The sequence below is a fragment of the Streptomyces katrae genome, assembly GCF_002028425.1.
Classification (GTDB): domain Bacteria; phylum Actinomycetota; class Actinomycetes; order Streptomycetales; family Streptomycetaceae; genus Streptomyces; species Streptomyces katrae_A.
In genome coordinates this window covers 5,570,857-5,591,430 of sequence record NZ_CP020042.1, presented here as the reverse complement: position 1 = coordinate 5,591,430, position 20,574 = coordinate 5,570,857, and the positions used below count along the sequence as shown (strand labels likewise).

19 protein-coding genes are annotated in these 20,574 nt (G+C 71.4%); 8 read left to right on the top strand and 11 right to left on the bottom strand.

Annotated features, from left to right (window positions below):
* Positions 1-13: 13 nt before the first annotated feature.
* From B4U46_RS25685 to B4U46_RS25655, 7 genes are all read right to left on the bottom strand, one after another.
* On the bottom strand, positions 14-484 hold the full coding sequence (locus B4U46_RS25685; RefSeq protein ID WP_079430032.1) for a hypothetical protein: 471 nt from the start codon (positions 482-484) through the stop codon (positions 14-16).
* A 164-nt stretch (positions 485-648) separates the two neighbouring features.
* Positions 649-2,067: an NAD(P)/FAD-dependent oxidoreductase gene (locus tag B4U46_RS25680; protein ID WP_079430031.1), complete on the bottom strand. Its 1,419-nt coding sequence runs from the start codon at positions 2,065-2,067 to the stop codon at positions 649-651.
* Between the two features lie 23 nt (positions 2,068-2,090).
* On the bottom strand, positions 2,091-2,885 hold the full coding sequence (locus B4U46_RS25675; RefSeq protein ID WP_079430030.1) for an ABC transporter permease: 795 nt from the start codon (positions 2,883-2,885) through the stop codon (positions 2,091-2,093).
* Positions 2,885-3,814: an ABC transporter permease gene (locus B4U46_RS25670; RefSeq protein ID WP_079430029.1), complete on the bottom strand. Its 930-nt coding sequence runs from the start codon at positions 3,812-3,814 to the stop codon at positions 2,885-2,887. Before B4U46_RS25670 ends, B4U46_RS25675 begins: the two co-directional genes overlap by 1 nt.
* Positions 3,811-4,959, bottom strand: coding sequence for an ABC transporter ATP-binding protein (locus B4U46_RS25665; protein ID WP_079430028.1), 1,149 nt, complete (start codon positions 4,957-4,959; stop codon positions 3,811-3,813). Before B4U46_RS25665 ends, B4U46_RS25670 begins: the two co-directional genes overlap by 4 nt.
* A gap of 70 nt (positions 4,960-5,029) precedes the next feature.
* Positions 5,030-6,280, bottom strand: coding sequence for an ABC transporter substrate-binding protein (locus tag B4U46_RS25660; RefSeq protein WP_079430027.1), 1,251 nt, complete (start codon positions 6,278-6,280; stop codon positions 5,030-5,032).
* Between the two features lie 73 nt (positions 6,281-6,353).
* Positions 6,354-7,868 (bottom strand): gamma-aminobutyraldehyde dehydrogenase, encoded by a 1,515-nt coding sequence (locus B4U46_RS25655; protein WP_079430026.1) that lies wholly within the window; start codon positions 7,866-7,868, stop codon positions 6,354-6,356.
* A 182-nt stretch (positions 7,869-8,050) separates the two neighbouring features.
* Here B4U46_RS25655 and B4U46_RS25650 point away from each other — a divergent pair, with 182 nt between their 5' ends.
* Both B4U46_RS25650 and B4U46_RS25645 read left to right on the top strand, forming a co-directional pair.
* Positions 8,051-8,605 (top strand): NADAR family protein, encoded by a 555-nt coding sequence (locus B4U46_RS25650; protein ID WP_185117170.1) that lies wholly within the window; start codon positions 8,051-8,053, stop codon positions 8,603-8,605.
* A 487-nt stretch (positions 8,606-9,092) separates the two neighbouring features.
* Positions 9,093-10,679, top strand: coding sequence for a TROVE domain-containing protein (locus B4U46_RS25645; RefSeq protein WP_079430025.1), 1,587 nt, complete (start codon positions 9,093-9,095; stop codon positions 10,677-10,679).
* A gap of 91 nt (positions 10,680-10,770) precedes the next feature.
* Here the strand turns inward: B4U46_RS25645 and B4U46_RS40095 are convergent, their stop codons facing one another.
* Positions 10,771-11,511: a DUF4190 domain-containing protein gene (locus B4U46_RS40095; protein ID WP_123995269.1), complete on the bottom strand. Its 741-nt coding sequence runs from the start codon at positions 11,509-11,511 to the stop codon at positions 10,771-10,773.
* A gap of 107 nt (positions 11,512-11,618) precedes the next feature.
* Between B4U46_RS40095 and B4U46_RS25635 the strand changes: the two genes are divergently transcribed.
* The 5 genes from B4U46_RS25635 to B4U46_RS25615 all read left to right on the top strand — a co-directional run bounded on the left by B4U46_RS25635 (position 11,619) and on the right by B4U46_RS25615 (position 16,599).
* Positions 11,619-12,644 carry an adenosine deaminase gene (locus B4U46_RS25635; protein WP_079430023.1) on the top strand — a complete coding sequence of 342 codons (1,026 nt, stop codon included), beginning with the start codon at positions 11,619-11,621 and terminating at the stop codon, positions 12,642-12,644.
* Between the two features lie 28 nt (positions 12,645-12,672).
* Positions 12,673-13,371, top strand: a complete 699-nt coding sequence (locus B4U46_RS25630) for a glycerophosphodiester phosphodiesterase (protein ID WP_079430022.1) — start codon at positions 12,673-12,675, stop codon at positions 13,369-13,371.
* Complete coding sequence (locus B4U46_RS25625; RefSeq protein WP_079430021.1) at positions 13,368-14,540, top strand: sensor histidine kinase; 1,173 nt, start codon at positions 13,368-13,370, stop codon at positions 14,538-14,540. The genes B4U46_RS25630 and B4U46_RS25625 overlap by 4 nt, the downstream gene beginning before the upstream one ends.
* Positions 14,537-15,238 carry a response regulator gene (locus tag B4U46_RS25620; RefSeq protein ID WP_079430020.1) on the top strand — a complete coding sequence of 234 codons (702 nt, stop codon included), beginning with the start codon at positions 14,537-14,539 and terminating at the stop codon, positions 15,236-15,238. Before B4U46_RS25625 ends, B4U46_RS25620 begins: the two co-directional genes overlap by 4 nt.
* Before the next feature lie 149 nt (positions 15,239-15,387).
* Complete coding sequence (locus B4U46_RS25615) at positions 15,388-16,599, top strand: serine hydrolase domain-containing protein (RefSeq protein ID WP_079430019.1); 1,212 nt, start codon at positions 15,388-15,390, stop codon at positions 16,597-16,599.
* Here B4U46_RS25615 and B4U46_RS25610 read toward each other — a convergent pair.
* The 3 genes from B4U46_RS25610 to B4U46_RS25600 all read right to left on the bottom strand — a co-directional run bounded on the left by B4U46_RS25610 (position 16,566) and on the right by B4U46_RS25600 (position 19,899).
* The gene (locus B4U46_RS25610; RefSeq protein WP_079430018.1) at positions 16,566-17,075 is read right to left on the bottom strand and encodes a hypothetical protein; all 510 of its coding nucleotides are present in this window, start codon (positions 17,073-17,075) and stop codon (positions 16,566-16,568) included. The two genes, B4U46_RS25615 and B4U46_RS25610, sit on opposite strands and share 34 nt — an antisense overlap.
* Before the next feature lie 77 nt (positions 17,076-17,152).
* Complete coding sequence (locus B4U46_RS25605; protein ID WP_079430017.1) at positions 17,153-18,331, bottom strand: polyamine ABC transporter substrate-binding protein; 1,179 nt, start codon at positions 18,329-18,331, stop codon at positions 17,153-17,155.
* 128 nt (positions 18,332-18,459) lie between these two features.
* Positions 18,460-19,899, bottom strand: coding sequence for a gamma-aminobutyraldehyde dehydrogenase (locus B4U46_RS25600; RefSeq protein ID WP_079430016.1), 1,440 nt, complete (start codon positions 19,897-19,899; stop codon positions 18,460-18,462).
* Between the two features lie 169 nt (positions 19,900-20,068).
* Here B4U46_RS25600 and B4U46_RS25595 point away from each other — a divergent pair, with 169 nt between their 5' ends.
* Complete coding sequence (locus tag B4U46_RS25595) at positions 20,069-20,572, top strand: Lrp/AsnC family transcriptional regulator (RefSeq protein WP_042814156.1); 504 nt, start codon at positions 20,069-20,071, stop codon at positions 20,570-20,572.
* Positions 20,573-20,574 lie beyond the last annotated feature (2 nt).

The following is a 20,574-nucleotide window of genomic DNA, read 5'->3' as shown; positions in this document are numbered from 1 at the left end:
CCCTGTCAAGGCTTCACGCACGGCCGCCTCCCCGCTCGCCCTCCAGGGCCCGCCCCGCCGCCTCGTGCAGGGCCAGCTCCAGCAGTGCCGGGTCCGTCAGGGTGCCCCGGCCGTCCGGGAGTTGCAGCCAGCGCGGACCGCCCGTCGCCCGGCCCGGGTAGGGGACCGCGATCCAGCTCCCGCGCCCCGCGCCCCGTACGCCCGTGCCGGTCCAGTGGGCGGCGGTGCCCGGCGGGACGAAGAAGCCCAGGCGGTCGGTGCGGCCTCCGGCGAGCACGGGTCCGGGCGGGGCGGGCAGCCGGCGCAGCACTCCGAGGGCGGCCCCGCCCAGCCCGCCGGGGGTGATCAGCAGGTCCCAGTGCCGCCCGGCGGGCAGGAGGGCGACCCCGAGCGGGCTGCGCTCCCAGTCCCACCGGCAGGCTTCCGGATCCGGCGCGGCCGCCGCCAGCCACTCCACTGCCGTCCTGGTCTCCGGGAACGCCATCGCCCGGCCTCCGTTCGTCTCGCGGTGTGAGGGTGTCTCACCGGGAGAGAGCGGGGCCGGGCGGGGCTATGACGCGGGTCGCGTTACTCCATGGAGGTGATCCCGGTCGCCGGCCCCGGCGCGGGCAGGCGCCGGGGCGCGTCCGACGGCGCCCGATCGCGTCCTCAGCTGTCGAAGCCGAGGCCGAAGCGGTCCAGGGTCTTCAGCCACAGGTTGCGGTGGCCGCCCCGGGCGTCGGCGCGGGCCAGGGACCACTTGGTGAGGGCGATCCCGGTCCAGGCCAGGGGCTCCGGCGGGAAGGGCATCGGCTTGGACTTCACCATCTCCAGCCGGGTGCGCTCGGTGGACAGCCCGTCCAGCAGGTCCAGCATCACGTCGGCGCCGAAGCGGGTGGCGCCCACCCCGAGCCCGGTGTAGCCGGCGGCGTAGGCGACGCGGCCCGCGTGCGCGGTGCCGAAGAACGCCGAGAAGCGGGAGCAGGTGTCGATGGCCCCGCCCCAGGCGTGGCTGAAGCGCAGCCCCTCCAGCTGCGGGAAGGCGGTGAAGAAGTGCTCCGCCAGCTTGAGGTAGGTCTCGGGGCGGTGGTCGTACTCCGAGTCGAGCTTGCCCCGGTAGGGGTAGATCGCGTCGTAGCCGCCCCACAGGATGCGGTTGTCCCGTGTGATGCGGAAGTAGTGGAACTGGTTGGCGCTGTCGCCCAGGCCGGGACGGTTCTTCCAGCCGACGGAGGCCAGCTGCTCCTCCGTCAGCGGCTCGGTCATCAGCGCGTAGTCGTACACCGGGACGGTGAACGGGCGGATGCGCTTGACCAGCGACGGGAAGATGTTGGTGCCCAGGGCGACCCGGCGGGCCAGGATCGTCCCGTACGGGGTCTCCACGGTCATCGCGGCGCCCGCCCGGGCCATCTTCAGGCCGCGGGTGTTCTCGTAGATCCGCACGCCCTGCTCCAGGCAGGCCCGCTTCAGGCCCCAGGCCAGCTTGGCGGGGTTGAGCATGGCGACGCCCTCGCGGTCCCACAGGCCCGCGAGGAAGGTCGGGGAGTTGACCTCCGCGCGCAGGGCCTCGCCCTCCAGCCATTCGGAGCCGTCGGCGAGGCCGAGCCGGCGGGCCTCCTCGTGCAGTTCGCGCAGCTCCTCGACCTGGTGCGGCTCGGTGGCCACGTCGATCTCGCCGGTGCGCTCGAAGTCGCAGTCGATGCCGTAGCGGGCGACCGCCTCCTCGATGGCGTCGAGGTTGCGGGCGCCCAGTTCCTCCAGCTTGGCCAGCTCACCGGGCCAGCGGGCCAGCCCGTTGGCGAAGCCGTGGGTGAGGGAGGCCGCGCAGAATCCGCCGTTGCGGCCGGAGGCGGCCCAGCCCGCCTCCTTGCTCTCGATCAGTACGACGTCCCGGCCGGGGTCGCGCTCCTTGGCGAGCAGCGCGGTCCACAGCCCGCTGTAGCCGCCTCCGACGACCAGCAGGTCGCAGCGCTCGTCGGAGGTGAGGGCCGGCTGCGGGCCGGGGCGGCCGGGGTCGTCCAGCCAGTACGAGACCGGCTTCGCTTCGGAAAGGGATTTCGCAACACTACGCATGGCGACTGGGGCCATGGCTTCCAACTCCCTACGGGGGTCTACTTCGGTTGTGCCTTCTTGCGGCGGTTGCCGGCCCACTGGCCGGCGAGGACCACCAGCACCGCGATGACGAACATCGCCGTGCCGATGACGTTGATCTGGACGGGCGTACCGCGCTGGGCCGATCCCCACACGAACATGGGGAAGGTGACGGTGTTGCCCGAGTTGAAGTTGGTGATGATGAAGTCGTCGAACGAGAGCGCGAAGGACAGCAGCGCTCCCGCCGCGATACCGGGGGCCGCGATCGGCAGGGTGACGCGCAGGAAGGTCTGCACGGGCCCGGCGTAGAGGTCGCGGGCGGCTTCCTCCAGCCTCGGGTCCATCGACAGCACGCGCGCCTTGACGGCGGCGACGACGAAGCTGAGGCAGAACATCACGTGGGCGATCAGGATGGTCCAGAAGCCCAGCTGGATGCCCATGTTGAGGAACAGGGCGAGCAGCGAGGCGGCCATCACGATCTCGGGCATGGCCATCGGCAGGAAGATCAGCGAGTTGACCGCCCCGCGCGCCCGGAACCGGTAGCGCACCAGCGCGAAGGCTATGGCGGTGCCGAGGACGGTGGCGCCGATGGTGGCCCACAGGGCGATCTGGAGGGAGAGCGAGAGGGAGCCGCACAGGTCGGCAACCCCGCACGGGTCCTTCCACGCGTCGAGGGAGAACTCCTGCCAGGCGTAGTTGAAGCGCCCGGTGGGGTTGTTGAAGGAGAAGACCGTCACGACGACGTTCGGCAGGATCAGGTACGCGAGCGTGCCGAGGCCGGCGATGACGACGAGATTGCGGCGGAGCCAACGCATCAGACCAGGTCCTCCGTTCCCGCTCGGCGGATGTAGACGGTGACCATGATCAGCACGATGGCCATGAGGATGAAGGACAGCGCGGCCGCCGTCGGGTAGTCGAGGATCCGCAGGTACTGCGACTGGATGACGTTGCCGATCATCCGGGTGTCCGTGGAGCCGAGGAGCTCGGCGTTGACGTAGTCGCCGCTCGCGGGGATGAAGGTCAGCAGGGTCCCGGAGACCACGCCCGGCATCGAGAGCGGGAAGGTCACCTTGCGGAACACCGTGGCCGGGGTCGCGTACAGGTCGCCGGCGGCCTCGTGGAGGCGGGTGTCGATGCGCTCCAGCGAGGTGTAGAGCGGCAGGATCATGAAGGGGAGGAAGTTGTACGTCAGACCGCAGACCACCGCGAGCGGGGTGGCCAGTACCCGGCTGCCCTCGGTGATGCCGAGCCAGCTGGTGACGTCCAGGAAGCCGATCTTGTCGAGGACTCCGACGACCGGGCTGCCGTCGGCCAGGATCGTCTTCCAGGCCAGGGTGCGGATCAGGAAGCTCGTGAAGAACGGGGCGATGACGAGGACCAGCAGGAGGTTGCGCCAGCGGCCCGCCTTGAAGGCGATCAGGTAGGCCAGCGGGTAGCCCAGCAGCAGGCACAGCACGGTCGCGGTGCCGGCGTAGGCCAGGGAGCGCAGGAACTGCGGGAGGTACTCGGTGAAGGCGTCCCAGTAGGTCTGGAAGTGCCAGGTGACCTTGAAGCCCTCTTCGAGGGAGCCGGTCTGCACCGAGGTGGAGGCCTGGTAGACCATCGGCAGCACGAAGAAGACGAGCAGCCAGACGATGCCGGGGAGCAGCAGCCAGTACGGGATCAGGCGCTTGCGCAGCGAGGCCCGGTGGACCGGGGGCTCGGCCGGGGCGGCGGTCTGCGGCGGCGCGGCGGTGGCGGTCACGCGCTCTCCTCGACCGTCTCGATACCGGCCTCGATGTCCTGAGCCGCATCAAGCCCGAACGTGTGCTCGGGGTTCCAGTGCAGGACGACCTCGGCGCCGGGGACCAGGCGGGCGTCGCGCTCGATGTTCTGGACGTAGACCTCCAGCTCGGCGCAGACCGGGCTGTCGATGACGTACTGGGTGGAGACGCCGATGAAGGAGGAATCGGCTATCTTCCCGGCGATCGTGTTGCGGCCGGCGGCGATGGTGTGCGCGTCCTCGGCGGGGACCAGGGAGATCTTCTCGGGACGCACGCCGACCAGCAGCTTTCCGCCGGCACGGGGCGTGGTCGAACATCGGGCGGCCGGCAGCCGGAGCGTGGCGCCGGAGGCCGAGACGATCACGTCGGAGCCGGCGGACTCCACGGAGGCCTCGATCAGGTTGGAGGTGCCGAGGAAGTTCGCGACGAAGGTGGTGCGCGGGTTCTCGTAGAGCTCGGCGGGGGCGCCCAGCTGCTCGACGCGGCCGCCGTTCATCACCGCGACCGTGTCGGCCATGGTCATGGCCTCCTCCTGGTCGTGGGTGACGTGCACGAAGGTGATGCCGACCTCGGTCTGGATCCGCTTGAGCTCCAGCTGCATCTGGCGGCGCAGCTTGAGGTCGAGGGCGCCGAGCGGCTCGTCGAGGAGGAGGACCTGCGGGTGGTTGATCAGGGCACGGGCGACCGCCACGCGCTGCTGCTGGCCACCGGAGAGCTGGTGGGGCTTCTTGCGGGCGTGCTCGCCGAGCTGGACGAGGTCGATCATGTCGTCGACCTGCTTCTTGACCGACTTGATGCCGCGGCGGCGCAGGCCGAAGGCGATGTTCTCGAAGATGTCCATGTGCGGGAACAGCGCGTAGCTCTGGAAGACGGTGTTCACCGGGCGCTTGTAGGGCGGCAGGTGGGTGACCTCGCGCTCGCCGAGGCTGATGGTGCCGGTGGAGGGCTCCTCCAGACCGGCGATCATGCGCAGGGTGGTGGTCTTCCCGCAGCCCGAGGCGCCGAGCAGGGCGAAGAAGGAGCCCTGGGGGATGGTGAGGTCCAGCGGGTGCACGGCGGTGAAGGAGCCGTAGTGCTTGCTGATCCCGGCGAGGCGGACGTCGCCGCTCGCGGTGGTGTCGGTCATGGGCCTGGGCCTTCGGTGGTGTGTCGTGGGAGGGGGTCGGGGGCGCGCGCAGGGCCGGCGAGGGGGCCGGTCAGGCGCCGATGAGCTTGGCGAACTTCTCCTCGTACGCCGTCTCTTCCTCGCTGCTGAGGGAGCGGAAGGCGTGGGCCTTGGCGGCCATCTGCTTGTCCGGGACGATCAGGGGGTTGTCCGCGAGCTCCGGCTTGATCTTGGCCAGCTCGTCCTTGACGCCGTCGACCGGGCAGACGTAGCTGATGAAGGCGGCCAGCTGGGCGGCCACGGCGGGCTCGTAGTAGTAGTCGATGAGCTTCTCGGCGTTGGCCTTGTGGCGGGCCTTGGCGGGGACCAGCAGGTTGTCGCTGGAGGTGATGTAGCCGGCGGCCGGGATCGCGTACTTGATGTCGGGGTTGCCGGCCTGGAGCTGGATGACGTCGCCCGCCCAGGCGAGGCAGGCCGCGAGGTCGCCCTTGTCGAGGTCGGCGGTGTAGTCGTTGCCGGTGAAGCGCCGGATCTGCTTGCTGTCGACGCCCTTCTGGAGGCGGCCGAGGGCGGCGTCGTAGTCCGCGGTGGTGAACTTCGCCGGGTCCTTGCCCTGGTCGAGGAGGGTCATGCCGACGGTGTCGCGCATCTCGGTGAGGAAGCCGACGCGGCCCTTGAGGGTGGGGTCGTCGAGCAGCTGGGTGACGGAGTCGACCTTGTTGCCGCCGGTGGCCTTGACGTTGTAGGCGATGACGGTGTCGATGCCGGTCCAGGGGTAGCTGTGGGCGCGGCCCGGGTCCCAGTCGGGGTTGCGGAACTGCGGGATCAGGTTGGCGTAGGCGTTCGGGAGGTGCGAGGGGTCGAGCTTCTGCGCCCAGCCGAGGCGGATGATGCGGGCGGCGAGCCAGTCGGTGACGACGATCAGGTCGCGGCCGGTGTCCTGGCCGGCCGCGAGCTGCGGGCGGATCTTGCCGAAGAACTCGACGTTGTCGTTGATGTCCTCGGTGTACTTGACCTCGATGCCGGTGCGCTTGGTGAACGCCTCCAGCGTCGGGCGGGACTTCTCGTCGTCGCTGGTGTCCATGTACTCGGTCCAGTTGGAGAAGTTGATCTCCTTCTCCTGCTCCGAGTGGTCGTCGGACGGCGCCGCCTGGCCGCCCTCGCGCTTGGCGGGCGGGATGCCGCAGGCGGTGAGGGCGGCGAGACCGCCCAGGGTGAGCGCCCCGGCTCCGGAGGCGCGCAGCAGCGAGCGGCGGGTGAGGGCGCCGCGGCCACTGGTGAGACTGCGCCGCATCGCGGCGAGTTGCGCCGCCGAGAGGCGGTCGGGCTCGAACTGCTCCATGCGCGTTGCCCTTTCGGAGGGTGGGCCGCTGGTCAGGCGGCGCGGCCACGCGGCGGTAGCCGCATGTCGTTGCTTATCGGTCCCCGAAGATCGTGCGGTGCCAGTCCTTGGCGGCCACCGCGGTGTTGTCGTACATCACATGCTTGACCTGCGTGTATTCCTCGAAAGAGTAAGAGCTCATGTCCTTTCCGAAGCCACTGGCCTTGTAGCCCCCGTGCGGCATCTCGCTGATGATCGGGATGTGGTCGTTGACCCAGACGCAGCCGGCCTTGAGTTCGCGGGTGGCCCGGCCGGCCCGGTAGAGGTCCCGGGTCCAGGCGGAGGCGGCGAGGCCGTACGGGGTGTCGTTGGCCAGGGCCAGGCCCTCGTCGTCGGTGTCGAAGGGCAGGGCGACGAGGACGGGGCCGAAGATCTCGGACTGGACGACCTCGCTGTCCTGGGCGGCGCCGGTGATCAGGGTGGGCCGGTAGTAGGCGCCCTCGGCCAGGTCCCCGCCAGGGATCTCGCCGCCGGTGACGACGGTGGCGTACGCGCGGGCGCCCTCGACGAAGGCGGCGACCCGGTCGCGCTGGGCGTGCGAGACCAGCGGGCCGAGGTCGGTGGTGGGCGCGAAGGGGTCGCCGAGGCGGACGCTCTCCATCAGCTCGGCGACGCGGGCGGTGAAGGCCTCGAACAGGGGGCGCTGGACGTAGGCGCGGGTGGCGGCGGTGCAGTCCTGGCCGGTGTTGATGAGGGAGGCGGCGACGGCGCCGTGGGCAGCGGCCTCCACGTCGGCGTCGTCGAAGACCACGAAGGGGGCCTTGCCGCCGAGCTCGAGGTGGAGCCGCTTGACGGTGGCGGTGGCGATCTCGGCCACCCGCTTGCCGACGGCGGTGGAGCCGGTGAAGGAGGTCATCACCACGTCGGGGTGGCCCACCAGGTGCTCGCCCGCGTCGCGGCCGGCGCCGGTGACGATGTTGATCACCCCGTCGGGGATCCCCGCCTCCTTGGCCGCCTGGGCGAACATCAGGGAGGTCAGCGGGGTGAGCTCGGCGGGCTTGAGGACGATGGTGTTGCCCGCGGCGACGGCCGGGAGGATCTTCCAGGCGGCCATCTGGAGGGGGTAGTTCCAGGGGGCGATGGAGCCGACGACCCCGATGGCCTCACGGCGTACGTACGAGGTGTGGTCGCCGGAGTACTCGCCCGCCGCCTGGCCCTGGAGGTGGCGGGCGGCGCCCGCGAAGAAGGCCGTGTTGTCGATGGTCCCGGGGACGTCGAACTCGGTGGTCAGCTTGAGCGGCTTGCCGCACTGCAGTGACTCGGCGTACGCGAGGTCCTCCGCCTGCTCCGCGAGGACGGCGGCCAGCCGGTGCAGGGCGTCCGAGCGCTCGCCGGGGGTGGCGGCCGACCAGGCCGGGAAGGCCCGCTTGGCGGCGGCGACGGCCTCGTCCACGTCGGCCGGGCCGGCCAGCTCGTAGGTGAGCACGTCCTGCCCGGTGGCGGGGTCGACCACGGTGTGCGACCGTCCAGAGGTACCGGCGCGGAGCCGTCCGTCGATGTACTGCGCGCCGTCTGCGAAGCGGTCCTTGACCTGGAAGCGGTTACCCATCACGCTCTCACGCTCTCCGTAGCTACAGCTCGAATTGAGTGCCGATCCTGGCAGAGGCCTCTTCCTCCGCCAAGTGATTCCGTTGTTGCCTTTTGATTACGCGACGGAATCGGTCGACCATGTGTCGAGGCGCGCCGCAAATCCCGTACGAAGTGTCCGTGGTGGCTGGCAGACTCGCGTGCATGGACAAGATCGACGCTTTGATCGGGCAGGTCAGCCGAGGTGAGCGGGTGAAGTTCCTGCCCTTCTGGGGCCACCGGCCGCGGCCGGACGGCAGCCTGGGGCCGAGCTGCCTGAGCCAGTGGTGGCCCTCCCCCTTCACTGTGGGTGACGTCCGGTACGCCACGGCCGAGCACTGGATGATGGCCGGGAAGGCCCGCCTCTTCGGGGATCCGCAGGCCGAGCGGGCCGCGCTGGAGGCGCGTACTCCGGCCGAGGCGAAGAAGGCCGGGCGGCTGGTGCGCGGGTTCGACGACGCGGTGTGGGAGCGGGAGCGGTTCGCGCTGGTCGTGGAGGGCAGCGTGCATAAGTTCGGCTCGGATCCGGCGCTGCGGGCGTACCTGCTGGGGACGGGGTCGCGGGTGCTGGTGGAAGCGAGCCCGGTGGACCGCGTCTGGGGCGTGGGCCTGGCTCCCGACGACGACCGGGCCCTGGACCCGGCCCGCTGGCGTGGCCTGAACCTGCTGGGTTTCGCGCTGATGGAGGCCCGTACCCGGCTGCGTGAGGACGCCTCCTGAGGGCTCCGTAAATGCGTGGCGGCGCGAGCGGGGCGGGCCCTAACGTGAACGTCGTCCAGGTGCGAAGGCGAGACCTCCTTCGACTCATCATCGGGCGGTCGCGGGTTCGAGTCCCGCCACCGGTACTCGTGCCGGTGTAGCTCAGTTGGCAGAGCACCTTGTGTTTCGCCGGTCTCGATCTCTGGACACCTACTCGTCACGCACCTCCCGGTGCGCCCGGCGGCGGCTACTTCTCGCAGAAATCACGCCGCCGCCCCATCTGATCTCGGGAGGCCCGCGTGGGGGATGCCCGGTGCGCAGGCGACGGTTACTTCCGGGACCCGGAGGCCGTGGGTTCGAATCCCACCCGGCCCGACACCCGCGAGGGTGAGGGCCGGTGGAGCAGCTTGGAAGCTCGCCGGGCATATGTACCGTCACCGACTCCGATCTCGGGCATCCCCCGCACGGCGCGCCTCCCCGCTCTTCCTTTGAATTCGGGGGGATTCACATGGCCCGCTTCAACCAGCGCGCGTCCAAGGCCGCGACCGCACCCGCCTCTCCCGTGCGCTCCACCGGCCGCCGCGCCGCCAACCACCACGGCAGCCCCGGCTTCGCGCGCGACGCCCGCTCCGAGCTGTTCCTGCTGGCCGTGGCCAATTTCGTCACGCAGGACAGCGCCTACGAGTCCGGCGAGGCCCGCGACGACCGCTTCCGCGCGCTGGTGCGCAAGCTCGCCGTCAAGGACCCGGAGTGGACCGGCGGCCTGCTGCACTGGCTGCGCCGCGACGGCAGCATGCGCACGGCCTCCCTCGTCGGCGCCGCCGAGTACGTCAAGGCACGCCTCGACGCGGGCGCGACGGACGGGCCCTCCAACCGGCGGGTGGTGGACTCCGTACTGCTGCGCGCCGACGAGCCCGGCGAGATGCTGGCCTACTGGACGGCCGCCCACGGGCGCAACGTGCCCAAGCCCGTCAAGCGCGGCGTCGCCGACGCCGTGCGCCGGCTCTACTCCGGTGCCTCGCTGCTGAAGTACGACACCGCGTCCAAGGGCTTCCGCTTCGGCGACGTCCTGAACCTGGTCCACGCCTCCCCCGACCCGGCCAAGCCCGGGCAGGGCGAGCTGTTCCGGTACGCCCTCGACCGCCGCCACCACCCGGAGACCGCCGAGGCGCCGGCGGGCGACCGCACCCTGGCCGCCCACCGGGAGCTGATGGACGTCCCCGTCGAGCGGCGCCGGGACGTGGTCACGGGGAAGGGCGGGGCGGACCGGCTCGCGGAGGCGGGCATGACCTGGGAGGCGCTGGCCGGCTGGCTCCAGGGGCCGATGGACGGGGCCGCCTGGGAGGCGGTCATCCCGTCCATGGGCTCAATGGCGCTCCTGCGCAACCTGCGCAACTTCGACCGGGCCGGGGTCTCGGACGCGGTGGCGCAGGAGGTCGCCGCGAAGATCAGCGATCCCGAGTCGGTCGCCCGGTCGCGGCAGTTCCCCTTCCGCTACCTGGCCGCCTACCAGCACGCGCCCTCGCTGCGCTGGTCGTACCCGCTGGAGAAGGCACTGCGGCTCTCGCTGGCCAACGTGCCGCAGCTGTCCGGGCGGACGCTGATCCTGGTCGACCGCTCCGGTTCCATGTGGTCGCCGCTGTCGGCCCGCTCGCAGCTCAACCGGGCGGACGCGGCGGCCGTGTTCGGCGCGGCGCTGGCCCTGCGGGCGGAGCGGGCGGACCTGGTCCAGTTCGGCACCGGCAGCAAGGAGGTCGCGTACCGGCGGGGCGAGTCGGTGCTCAAGGTGCTCCAGCGGTTCAAGAGCCTCGGCGGTACCAACACGGCGGAGGCCGTGCGCCGGCACTACCGGGACCACGACCGGGTCCTGATCGTCACCGACGAGCAGGCCACGTACGCGTACGGGGGTGACCCGACGGCCCAGGTCCCCCGGGAGGTCCCCGTCTACACCTGGAACCTGGCCGGGTACCAGGTGGGCCACGCGCCCTCCGGGGCGGCGAACCGGCACACCTTCGGCGGGCTCACGGACGCCGCGTTCCGGATGGTCTCCCTGATCGAGGGCGGCCAGGACGCCGACTGGCCGTGGGCGGCGTAGGCGGGCCGCGGCAACAGCGCAGGGCCGGCCCCGGGCAACCGCTGCCCGGGGCCGGCCCTGCGCCGCGTCCGCGCTCGCGCGCTGCCGGGGCTCAGACCCGTTCGCGCACCTGGGTGTTCGAGTGCGAGCCGCCGTCCGGGGTCTCCTCGAAGGTGTCCGACACGATCCCGGTGAACGCGATGACCAGGATCACGGCACCGAGCACGATGCCGATCGCGCCCAGGATGGTGCCGGCCAGGGCGACGCCGCCGTTGGTGGCCTCGCCCCGGTTCGCCTTGCCCCGCCCGAGCACGCCGAAGACCACCGCGGCTATGCCCAGCGCGACGGCGAGGAAGCTGGTGACGCAGCCGACGACGGAGAGGATGCCGAGGACGAGCGCGGCGACGCCGAACCCGTTGCTGGGGCCCGGGCCGTACGCGTGGTACCCGGTGGGGCCGGGGTAGCCGGGATAGCCGGGATAGCTGGCCGCGGGCGGGTAGCCGGGCGTGCCCGGGTAGCCCGCGGGGGGCGGGTAGCCGGGGTAGCCGTACCCGGGCGGCTGGGCCGCGGCCGGGCCGGGCTGCCCGTAGCCGCTCTGGGCCGGGTACGCGTACCCGGCGCCGGGTATCGGCGGCGCCGCGGGCGCGGGGCCCGGCCCCGGCGCGGAGGCCGGTCCGGACGCCTGCGGCGGCGGGGGCCAGTGGGCTCCGGGCATGCCCGCGACCGTCTGCCGGTCGTGCACGGACGGCGCGCCCGGGGTCCCCGGGGTCTGCTGCGGGCTCCCGCCCGGCGCGGCCGCACCCCCTTCGGGCGGCGCCCACGGGTCCCTCGGCTCAGGGCTCTGGTCGGTCATACGGCGCCCCCCTCTCGTACAGCCATGCTAAGCGCTGCCGCCGACACCGCCGGGCCTGCCTACGATGAGGCAGACCTGCCCGCACCAGCGTCCCACCGGAGGCCCCCATGTCCGACCTGCACCCCTTCATCGCGGGGCTGCCCAAGGCCGAACTCCACGTCCACCACGTCGGCTCTGCGTCCCCCCGCATCGTGGCCGAACTCGCCTCCCGCCACCCCGACTCCAAGGTCCCCACCGACCCCGAGGCCCTGGCCGACTACTTCACCTTCACCGACTTCGCGCACTTCATCGAGGTCTACCTGTCGGTCGTCGACCTGGTCCGCACCCCCGACGACGTGCGCACGCTGACCTTCGAAGTCGCCCGCGACATGGCCCGGCAGAACATCCGCTACGCCGAACTGACCATCACCCCCTACTCCTCCACCCGCCGCGGCATCGACGAGCGCGCCTTCATGGAGGCCATCGAGGACGCGCGCAAGGCCGCCGAGTCCGAGCTCGGGGTCATCCTGCGCTGGTGCTTCGACATCCCCGGCGAGGCCGGCCTGGAAGCCGCAGAGGAGACCGCCCGCCTCGCCGTCGACCTGCGCCCCGAGGGCCTGGTCTCCTTCGGCCTGGGCGGCCCGGAGATCGGCGTGCCGCGCCCGCAGTTCAAGCCGTACTTCGACCGGGCCCGGGCGGCCGGCCTGCACAGCGTGCCGCACGCCGGCGAGACCACGGGCCCGGAGACCGTGTGGGACGCCATCCGCGAACTGGGCGCCGAGCGCATCGGCCACGGCACCAGCGCCGCGCAGGACCCGGAGCTGCTGGCCTACCTCGCCGAGCACCGCATCGCCCTGGAGGTCTGCCCGACCTCCAACATCGCCACCCGCGCCGTGACCGACCTCGACCGGCACCCGGTCAAGCAGATGGTGGAGGCCGGGGTGCTCGTCACCATCAACAGCGACGACCCGCCGATGTTCGGCACCGACCTCAACAACGAGTACGCGGTCGCCGCCCGCCTCCTCGGCCTCGACGAGCGCGGCCTCGCGCAGCTCGCGAAGAACGCCGTCGAGGCCTCCTTCCTGGATCCGGCCGGCAAGGCGCGGCTGACCGCGGAAATCGACGCGTACACCGCCGAATGGCTGGCCCGCTGACTCCCCTTGATCGCTCCGGCCCCCGAGAATGGGGGTCATGAGCACCCTGACTGCCGTCGGCCACCGCGGCGATCCCTACCGAGTCCGTGAGAACACCCTCGCCTCCATCGGCTCCGCGTTCGCGCGCGGGGCCGACGCGGTGGAGGTGGACGTGCGGCTGACCCGCGACGGCGTGCCGGTCCTGCTGCACGACGAGACGCTGGAGCGGCTGTGGGGCCACGACGTGCGGCTCGACGCCGTGACGGCCCCGCAGCTGAAGGAGCTCGCCGGGGGCGCGGTCCCCACCCTGCGCGAGGCGCTGATGGCGGCCGGGGCCGGCCGGCTGATGATCGACCTGCCCGGGGCCACGTTCGAGGCGGTGCGGACCGTCGTCGACCTGGTGCGCGAGTGCGGCGCCCGTGACCGTACGTACTACTGCGCGGGGCCGGACACCATGCTGGCGGTGCGCGCCGCCGACCCGGGCGCGGAGATCGCACTGACCTGGACGACGCTGTCCCCGCCGCGCCGGGTGCTGATCGACGCGGTGTCCCCGCGCTGGCTCAACTACCGCTTCGGGCTGGTCACCCGGGAGCTCACGGACGCCCTGCACCGGGACGGGCTGCTGGTGTCGGCGTGGACCCCGGACACCAAGCGGTCGATGCGCGCCCTCCTGCGGGCCGGGGTGGACTCCGTCACCACGAACAGGCTGGACGCGCTGGCCGCCGTACGGGCCGAGCTCGGGCGGTGAGGCACGGGCTCGGCGAGCGGCTGCGCGAGCGGGTCCTGCGGGCGGATCCGCGCTGGCGGGACGCGGGGCTGACGCTGCTGGTGCAGGTGGCGGCGACCATCCCGTTCGTGGTGCCCCGCGACCCGGCGGACTCCCCGGCGACCTGGACGGCGTACCTGCTGACGACGGCGGGGAACGTGCCGCTGCTGTGGCGGCGCCGGGCTCCCGTGGCGGCGCTGCTGGGGGTGATCGCGGCCGGTTCGGTCTACCGGCTGGCGCTGGACGGTCCCGGGCAGCCGCTGCCGTACGCCGGGCTGGTCTGCGTCTATTCGCTCGCGCTGCTGCGGCCGGCGCGGGAGCGGCTGGCGGCCGCGGCGGCCCTGGTCGTGGTGATCGCGGTGTCCGTCGGGCTCAACACCGGTACGGCCAGGGAGCTGCTGTTCTCGCTGTTCGTGTTCGCGGCGGCGTTCGCGCTCGGCCGGCTCCAGGCCACGCGCCTGGCGTACACGGCGGCGGTGGAGGACCGGGCGGCGCAGCTGGAGCGGGCGAACCGGATCGAGGCGGAGCAGGCGGCGGCGCGCGAACGGGCGCGCATCGCGCGGGAGATGCACGACATCCTCTCGCACGCCGTCAGCATCATGGTGGTGCAGGCGGAGGCCGGGCCGGTGGCGGTCCGCCGGGCCCCGGAGCGGGCGGAGGCTGCGTTCGAGGCGATCGCGGGGACGGGGCGGGACGCGATGGCGCAGCTGCGGACGATGCTGGGCGTGCTGCGGACGCAGGAGGCGGCTCCGCGCGCTCCGCAGCCGGGGATCGGTGAGCTCGGGGCGCTGGTGGACCGGGTGCGGGCGAGCGGGCTGGCGGTGTCGTACGAGCGGACGGGCGAGGTGCGCGAGCTGCCGGCGGCGCTGGAGGCGACGGTGCACCGGGTGGTGCAGGAGGCGCTGACCAACGTGGTGAAGCACGCGGGGGCCTCGGCGGTGGACGTGCGTCTGGAGTACGGGCCGCGGGAGCTGGCGGTCCGGGTCGTGGACGACGGCCGGGGGCCGGGCGAGGGCGCCGCGGGCGGGCACGGGCTGATCGGGATCCGCGAGCGGGCGGCGGCGCACGGCGGGACGGCGTGGACCGGCCCGGGTGCCGACGGGCGCGGTTTCACGGTGCTTGTAACCTCGCCGCTGGAGGTGGGGACGTGACGATCCGTGTGGTGGTGGCCGACGACCAGGAGCTGGTGCGCAGCGGCTTCGCGATGATCCTGGACGTCCAGGAGGACATCGAGGTCGTGGCGGAGGTCGGGGACGGGGCGGCGGCCGTGGACGCGGTGGAGCGGCTCTCCCCCGATGTGGCGCTGCTGGACGTCCGGATGCCGGTGCTGGACGGGATCGAGGCCTGCCGGGCGATCTCGGCGCGGGGCGCGTGCCGGACGGTGATGCTGACGACCTTCGACTCGGACGAGTACGTCTACGAGGCGCTGCACGCGGGGGCGAGCGGGTTCCTGCTGAAGGACGTGCGGCGGGACGACCTGGTGCACGCGGTGCGGGTGGTGGCGGCGGGCGAGTCGCTGCTGGCGCCGTCGGTGGCGCGGCGGCTGATCGAGGAGTACACGGCGGCGACGGCCCGGCCCCCGGCCCTGCCCGCCCAGGCGGCGCAGCGGCTGGAGGTGCTGACGGCCCGCGAGCGGGAGACGCTGCTGCACCTGGGGCGGGGGCTGTCGAACGCGGAGATCGCGGCGGCGCTGGTGGTGAGCGAGCACACGGTGAAGTCGCACGTGGGGAACGTGCTGGCGAAGCTGGGTCTGCGGGACCGGATCCAGGCGGTGATCTGCGCCTACGAGACGGGGCTGATCGCGGCGGGCTCGGCGGGTCCCTCTCGGGTATCTCCCTCTGGGGAGTGAGTGGCGGCGGAGCGTCTCCCCCGCGCCGGTGAGTTGTCGTACCGCTGAAGACCACTCCTGATGGTGATCCGCAAATACCCCTGTGACCTGGAGCATTGAGGTCATCGGGGGGCAGCGGGCCGCCCGGCTCGCACACAGGGGGAACCGTCATGAAGACACGTACGCGCACGCTCGTCGCCACCGCTCTGGTCCTGGGCATCGCCGCCGGACCGGTGGCCGCCGCCCAGGCCGCTCCGGCGCCGGCTCCGGTACCGGCGTCGGCGTCCGCGTCGGTCCCGTCCCCGGTCTTCTCCGCCCCGCCGGACGCGGCGGCGCTGCGGAAGGCGATCGAGGGGGTCGGGCCGCAGAACAAGGACGCCACGGCCGCACTGGTCCGGGTGGGCGGTACCAGCGGCATCTGGCGCGGCAGCGCCGGCGTGGCGGACGTCCGCAGCGGGCGCGCGGCGGTGGAGGACGCCCGCTTCCGGGCCGGGTCGGTGACCAAGACCTTCACGGCGGCGGTGGTGCTCCAGCTGGCCGCCGAGGGCAGGGTGGACCTGGACCGGCCGGTGCAGGACTACCTGCCGGGGCTGCTGCCCGGCTTCGAGCCGGTGAAGGTGCGGCAGCTGCTGGACTACACGAGCGGGCTGCAGTCCGCCGACGGCCCCGGAGACGCCTTCGAGGACGAGTACGCCCACCGCTTCGACCTGGTCGACCCGCACGCGCTCATCGCCAACGCGGTGGCCAAGGGGCCGGAGTTCAGGCCCGGGAAGAAGCAGCGGTACAGCAACATCCACTACACGGTGCTGGGCGTGCTGATCGAGAAGCTGACGGGCACGACGTACGAGAAGGCCGTCGGGGACCGGATCATCAAGCCGCTGGGCCTGCACCACACCTCGTTCCCGTCCCGTACCCAGAACCGCATACCGGGCCCGTACAACCACGGCTACCAGGCGGTGCGGCAGGCCGACGGCAGCCGTTCGCTGGTCGACGTGTCGGACTGGAACTCCTCGTCCAACTGGGCGGCGGGGGACCTGATATCGACGACGGCGGACCTGGAGCGGTTCACGACGGCGCTGTTCGGCGGCCGGGTGGTGCCCAGGGCGCAGCTGGAGGAGATGTTCACCGTCCCCGATGTGCCGGACGCCGAGAGCAAGACCGGCGAGCACGCGGTGCAGACGGCCGGCCTGAAGGAGTTCACCCTTCCGGGCGGCACGAAGCTCTACGGCAAGACGGGCTCCCGCTACGGCTACAGCACGGTCATCGGCGGCACCCGCGACCTGTCGCGCACCCTGGTCTACTCGGTGAACTCCACCGACGCCAAGGGCCGGGACATGAACGCGGTGGCCTACGGCATCATCGGCGCGGCCTTCGCCAAGTAGCCGCGGCCCTCCGCCTCCTGCAGGTCCTCCAGCCGCTTGATCAGGCGGCGCAGGACCAGCAGGGGCAGGATCCCGAAGACTCCGAAGGACATGTCGATCAGGGTCCATCCGAAGGGGATGCCGCGGACCTGCCCGCAGATCAGGGCGAGGGGGATGATGCCGGCGCAGGCGACCATTCCGGCCTCGACTATCCAGATGTTGCGGACCGGGTCGCGGTGGACCCCGTAGAAGAACACCGCGATCACCAGGTGGGCGAAGGCGAGCCAGTCGGTTCCGTAGAGGAGGAAGGGGTAATCGGAGTCGGCCCGGTCCAGTCCGTCCCCCACTCTGCGCAGCCACTGGCTGGAGACCAGTCCGTTGGCCCAGTGGAGCTCGGTGACCAGGGGGAAGGCGGTGAGCCCGCTGAGGACCAGGCAGACCAGGAACAGCACAAGCCAGGCACGGATCCGCCGCTGGAGGGCGCTTCTCTCGCTCATGACAGGGAGCCTACACGCAGAACTGAACACGTTCAGCAAAACTCCTGAACATGTTCAATCCTGTCGGGCGGTCGTGCTCACAGTCCGACGATGGCGTTCCAGCGCGGGGCGAAGGTGCGGCGTTCGGCCGAGGAGATGTCCCGGGCCACGACCAGGCGCTTGCGCATGTCGTCGTCCGGGAAGATCAGCGGGTTCTGGGCCAGTTCGGCGGTCTTCTTGTCCGGGGAGGCGGCCAGGACCTCGCGGGCGGCGGGGACCGGGCAGACGTAGTTGACCGCCGCCGCCAGCTCCGCCGCCACCGCCGGGTCGTAGTAGTAGTCGACCAGCGCCTCCGCGTTGGTCTTGTGGCGGGCGAGGTTGGGGATGAGCAGGCTCTCCGCCCACAGCTCGGCCCCCTCCTCGGGGACCACGAACTCGATGTCGGGGTTGTCGGCCTTCAGCTGGATGGCGTCACCGGAGTAGGCCTGGCAGGCCAGGACGTCGCCCTTGCCGAGATCGGAGGTGTAGTCGTTGCCGGTGAAGCGGCGGATGTGCTTCTTCTTCACCATGCTCTCGACCTGGTCGCACATCCGGTGGAAGTCGGCTTCGGTCCAGCGGGTGGTGTCGGTGCCGTTGCCCTGCATCAGCAGGGCGAAGGACTCGTCGAGACCGGAGAAGAGGGTCACCTTGCCCGCCAGGTCCGGGTGCCACAGGTCCTGGACGGACTTGATCTCCCGGCCCAGCGCCTTGCGGTTGTAGGCGATGCCGGTGATCCCGGACTGCCAGGGGACGGTGTGCAGCCGGCCCTGGTCGAAGGCGGGGGAACGCAGCTGCGGGTCCAGGTTCTTCGCCACGTTGGCCTGCGCCGAGCGGTCCATCTTCTGGGCCCAGCCCAGGTGGACGAAGCGGGCGGCCATCCAGTCGCTGACCACCACCAGGTCGTGGCCGGTCGCCTGGTGGTTCATCAGGGCCGGGCTGACCTTGCCGAAGAACTCGTCGTTGTCGTTGATCTCCTCGGTGTACCGGACCGCGATGCCGGTCTTCCCGGTGAAGGCGTCCAGCGTCGGGCGCTTCTCCTCGTCCTCGTCGTCGGTGTCTATGTACAGCGGCCAGTTGGAGAAGGCCAGGCTCCGCTCCTGTTCCGAGAGGTCCTGGCCCTGCCTGCGGTCCTCCGGGACGTAGGCGGCGGGGACACCACAGCCGGTGAGGGCGGCCAGCAGGCCCGCGGCACCGAGGCCGCGCAGCGCCGCGCGGCGGGAGAAGGGGAGTTCAGGCATGGGCTCAGCCTCGGTCAACGCGAAGGGGCGGGCAATAGACAACTTGTCTACCACCCGCCCCTTCAGTGGCCTGCGGTGATCAGTGCGCGGTACGTCCGTGCGCGCCGGTCACCTGCCGCCGGGCCGGTTCAGCCGTCGAGCGAGGTCATCACGTGCTTGATGCGGGTGTAGTCCTCGAAGCCGTAGGCGGAGAGGTCCTTGCCGTAGCCGGACTTCTTGAAGCCGCCGTGGGGCATCTCGGCGACGAGCGGGATGTGGGTGTTGATCCACACGCAGCCGAAGTCGAGGTTCTTGGACATGCGCATCGCGCGGCCGTGGTCCTTGGTCCAGACGGAGGAGGCGAGGGCGAACTCGACGCCGTTCGCGTACTCCAGCGCCTGGGCCTCGTCCGAGAAGGACTGGACGGTGATGACGGGGCCGAAGACCTCGTTCTGGATGATCTCGTCGTCCTGCTTCAGGCCCGAGACCACGGTCGGGGCGTAGAAGAAGCCCTTCTCGCCGACCTGGTGGCCGCCCGCCTCGACCTTGGCGTGGGCGGGCAGGCGCTCGATGAAGCCCGCGACCTGCTTCAGCTGGTTGGGGTTGTTCAGCGGGCCGTAGAGCACGTCCTCGTCGTCCGGCTGACCGGTCTTGGTCTCCGCGGCGGCCTTGGCGAGCGCGGCGACGAACTCGTCGTGGATCGACTCGTGCACGAGCACGCGGGTGGCGGCGGTGCAGTCCTGGCCGGCGTTGAAGTAGCCGGCGACGGCGATGTCCTCGACGGCCTTGGCCAGGTCGGCGTCCTCGAAGACCACGACCGGGGCCTTGCCGCCGAGCTCCAGGTGGACGCGCTTGACGTCCTTGGAGGCGCTCTCGGCGACCTGCATGCCGGCGCGCACCGAGCCGGTGATGGAGGCCATCGCCGGGGTGGAGTGCTCGACCATGGCCTTGCCGGTCTCGCGGTCGCCGCAGACGACGTTGAAGACGCCCTTGGGCAGGATCGAGTCGATGATCTCCGCCATCAGCACCGTGGAGGCCGGGGTGGTGTCGGAGGGCTTGAGGACGACGGTGTTGCCCGCGGCGATCGCCGGGGCGAACTTCCACACGGCCATCATCATCGGGTAGTTCCACGGCGCGACCTGGGCGCAGACGCCGACCGGCTCACGGCGGATGATCGAGGTCATCCCCTCCATGTACTCGCCGGCCGAGCGGCCCTCCAGCAGGCGCGCGGCGCCCGCGAAGAAGCGGATCTGGTCCACCATCGGCGGCAGCTCCTCGCTGGCCGTCAGGCCCAGCGGCTTGCCGGTGTTCTCCGACTCGGCGGCGACCAGCTCCTCCGCACGCGCCTCGAAGGCGTCCGCGATCTTCAGGAGGGCCTTCTGCCGCTCGGAGGGGGTGGTGTCGCGCCAGGCCGGGAAGGCGGCAGCGGCGGCGGCCATGGCGGCGTCCACATCGGCCTGCCCCGACAGCGGGGCGGTCGCGTACACCTCGCCGGTGGCCGGGTTGACCACCTCGGTGGTCCGCCCGTCGGCGGCGTCCTTGAACTCCCCGCCGATGTAGTTGCGCAGACGACGCAGTTCGGTGGTCACTACAGCCACTCTCCTGATCACATGTCCAACGATTGAGACGAGTCCCAAGGGTAGCCCCTCGGGCGACGCTTTCGACAGAGCCAGACCCGGCCAACTACGAAATCCGTGCATTGAGAGACCATCCGCAACGGATTTCATCGGTTACGGGTTGCGGAACCGACGACTCCTCGTGCACAGTGGCGTCGTGGTCAGTCGAAGCGCAGATTCCAGGAACAGACAACCGTCCCCTTCGGTCGATGCTGTGTCCCTGGCGATCATCGAGCAACTGCAGGAGGACGGCCGGCGCCCCTACGCGTCGATCGGCAAGGCCGTGGGCCTTTCCGAAGCGGCCGTGCGCCAGCGCGTACAGAAGCTGCTCGACCAGGGCGTCATGCAGATCGTCGCCGTCACGGACCCGCTCACCGTGGGTCTGCGGCGCCAGGCCATGGTCGGCATCAACGTCGAGGGCGACCTCGACCCGGTGGCCGACGCCCTGACCGCCATGGCCGAGTGCGAATACGTCGTGATGACCGCCGGGTCGTTCGACCTGATGGTGGAGATCGTCTGCGAGGACGACGACCACCTGCTCGAAACGATCAACAAGAAGATCCGCACGCTCCCCGGCGTGCGATCAACCGAGAGCTTCGTTTACCTGAAGCTCAAGAAGCAGACCTACATGTGGGGAACTCGATAGCC

Bases quoted from the DNA above. Each gene is read 5' to 3' on its own strand.
- B4U46_RS25685 (WP_079430032.1), bottom strand. From the start codon at position 484: ATGGCGTTCCCGGAGACCAGGACGGCAGTGGAGTGGCTGGCGGCGGCC.
- B4U46_RS25680 (WP_079430031.1), bottom strand. From the start codon at position 2,067: ATGGCCCCAGTCGCCATGCGTAGTGTTGCGAAATCCCTTTCCGAAGCG.
- B4U46_RS25675 (WP_079430030.1), bottom strand. From the start codon at position 2,885: ATGCGTTGGCTCCGCCGCAATCTCGTCGTCATCGCCGGCCTCGGCACG.
- B4U46_RS25665 (WP_079430028.1), bottom strand. From the start codon at position 4,959: ATGACCGACACCACCGCGAGCGGCGACGTCCGCCTCGCCGGGATCAGC.
- B4U46_RS25660 (WP_079430027.1), bottom strand. From the start codon at position 6,280: ATGGAGCAGTTCGAGCCCGACCGCCTCTCGGCGGCGCAACTCGCCGCG.
- B4U46_RS25655 (WP_079430026.1), bottom strand. From the start codon at position 7,868: ATGGGTAACCGCTTCCAGGTCAAGGACCGCTTCGCAGACGGCGCGCAG.
- B4U46_RS25650 (WP_185117170.1), top strand. From the start codon at position 8,051: ATGGACAAGATCGACGCTTTGATCGGGCAGGTCAGCCGAGGTGAGCGG.
- B4U46_RS25645 (WP_079430025.1), top strand. From the start codon at position 9,093: ATGGCCCGCTTCAACCAGCGCGCGTCCAAGGCCGCGACCGCACCCGCC.
- B4U46_RS40095 (WP_123995269.1), bottom strand. From the start codon at position 11,511: ATGACCGACCAGAGCCCTGAGCCGAGGGACCCGTGGGCGCCGCCCGAA.
- B4U46_RS25635 (WP_079430023.1), top strand. From the start codon at position 11,619: ATGTCCGACCTGCACCCCTTCATCGCGGGGCTGCCCAAGGCCGAACTC.
- B4U46_RS25630 (WP_079430022.1), top strand. From the start codon at position 12,673: ATGGGGGTCATGAGCACCCTGACTGCCGTCGGCCACCGCGGCGATCCC.
- B4U46_RS25615 (WP_079430019.1), top strand. From the start codon at position 15,388: ATGAAGACACGTACGCGCACGCTCGTCGCCACCGCTCTGGTCCTGGGC.
- B4U46_RS25610 (WP_079430018.1), bottom strand. From the start codon at position 17,075: ATGAGCGAGAGAAGCGCCCTCCAGCGGCGGATCCGTGCCTGGCTTGTG.
- B4U46_RS25605 (WP_079430017.1), bottom strand. From the start codon at position 18,331: ATGCCTGAACTCCCCTTCTCCCGCCGCGCGGCGCTGCGCGGCCTCGGT.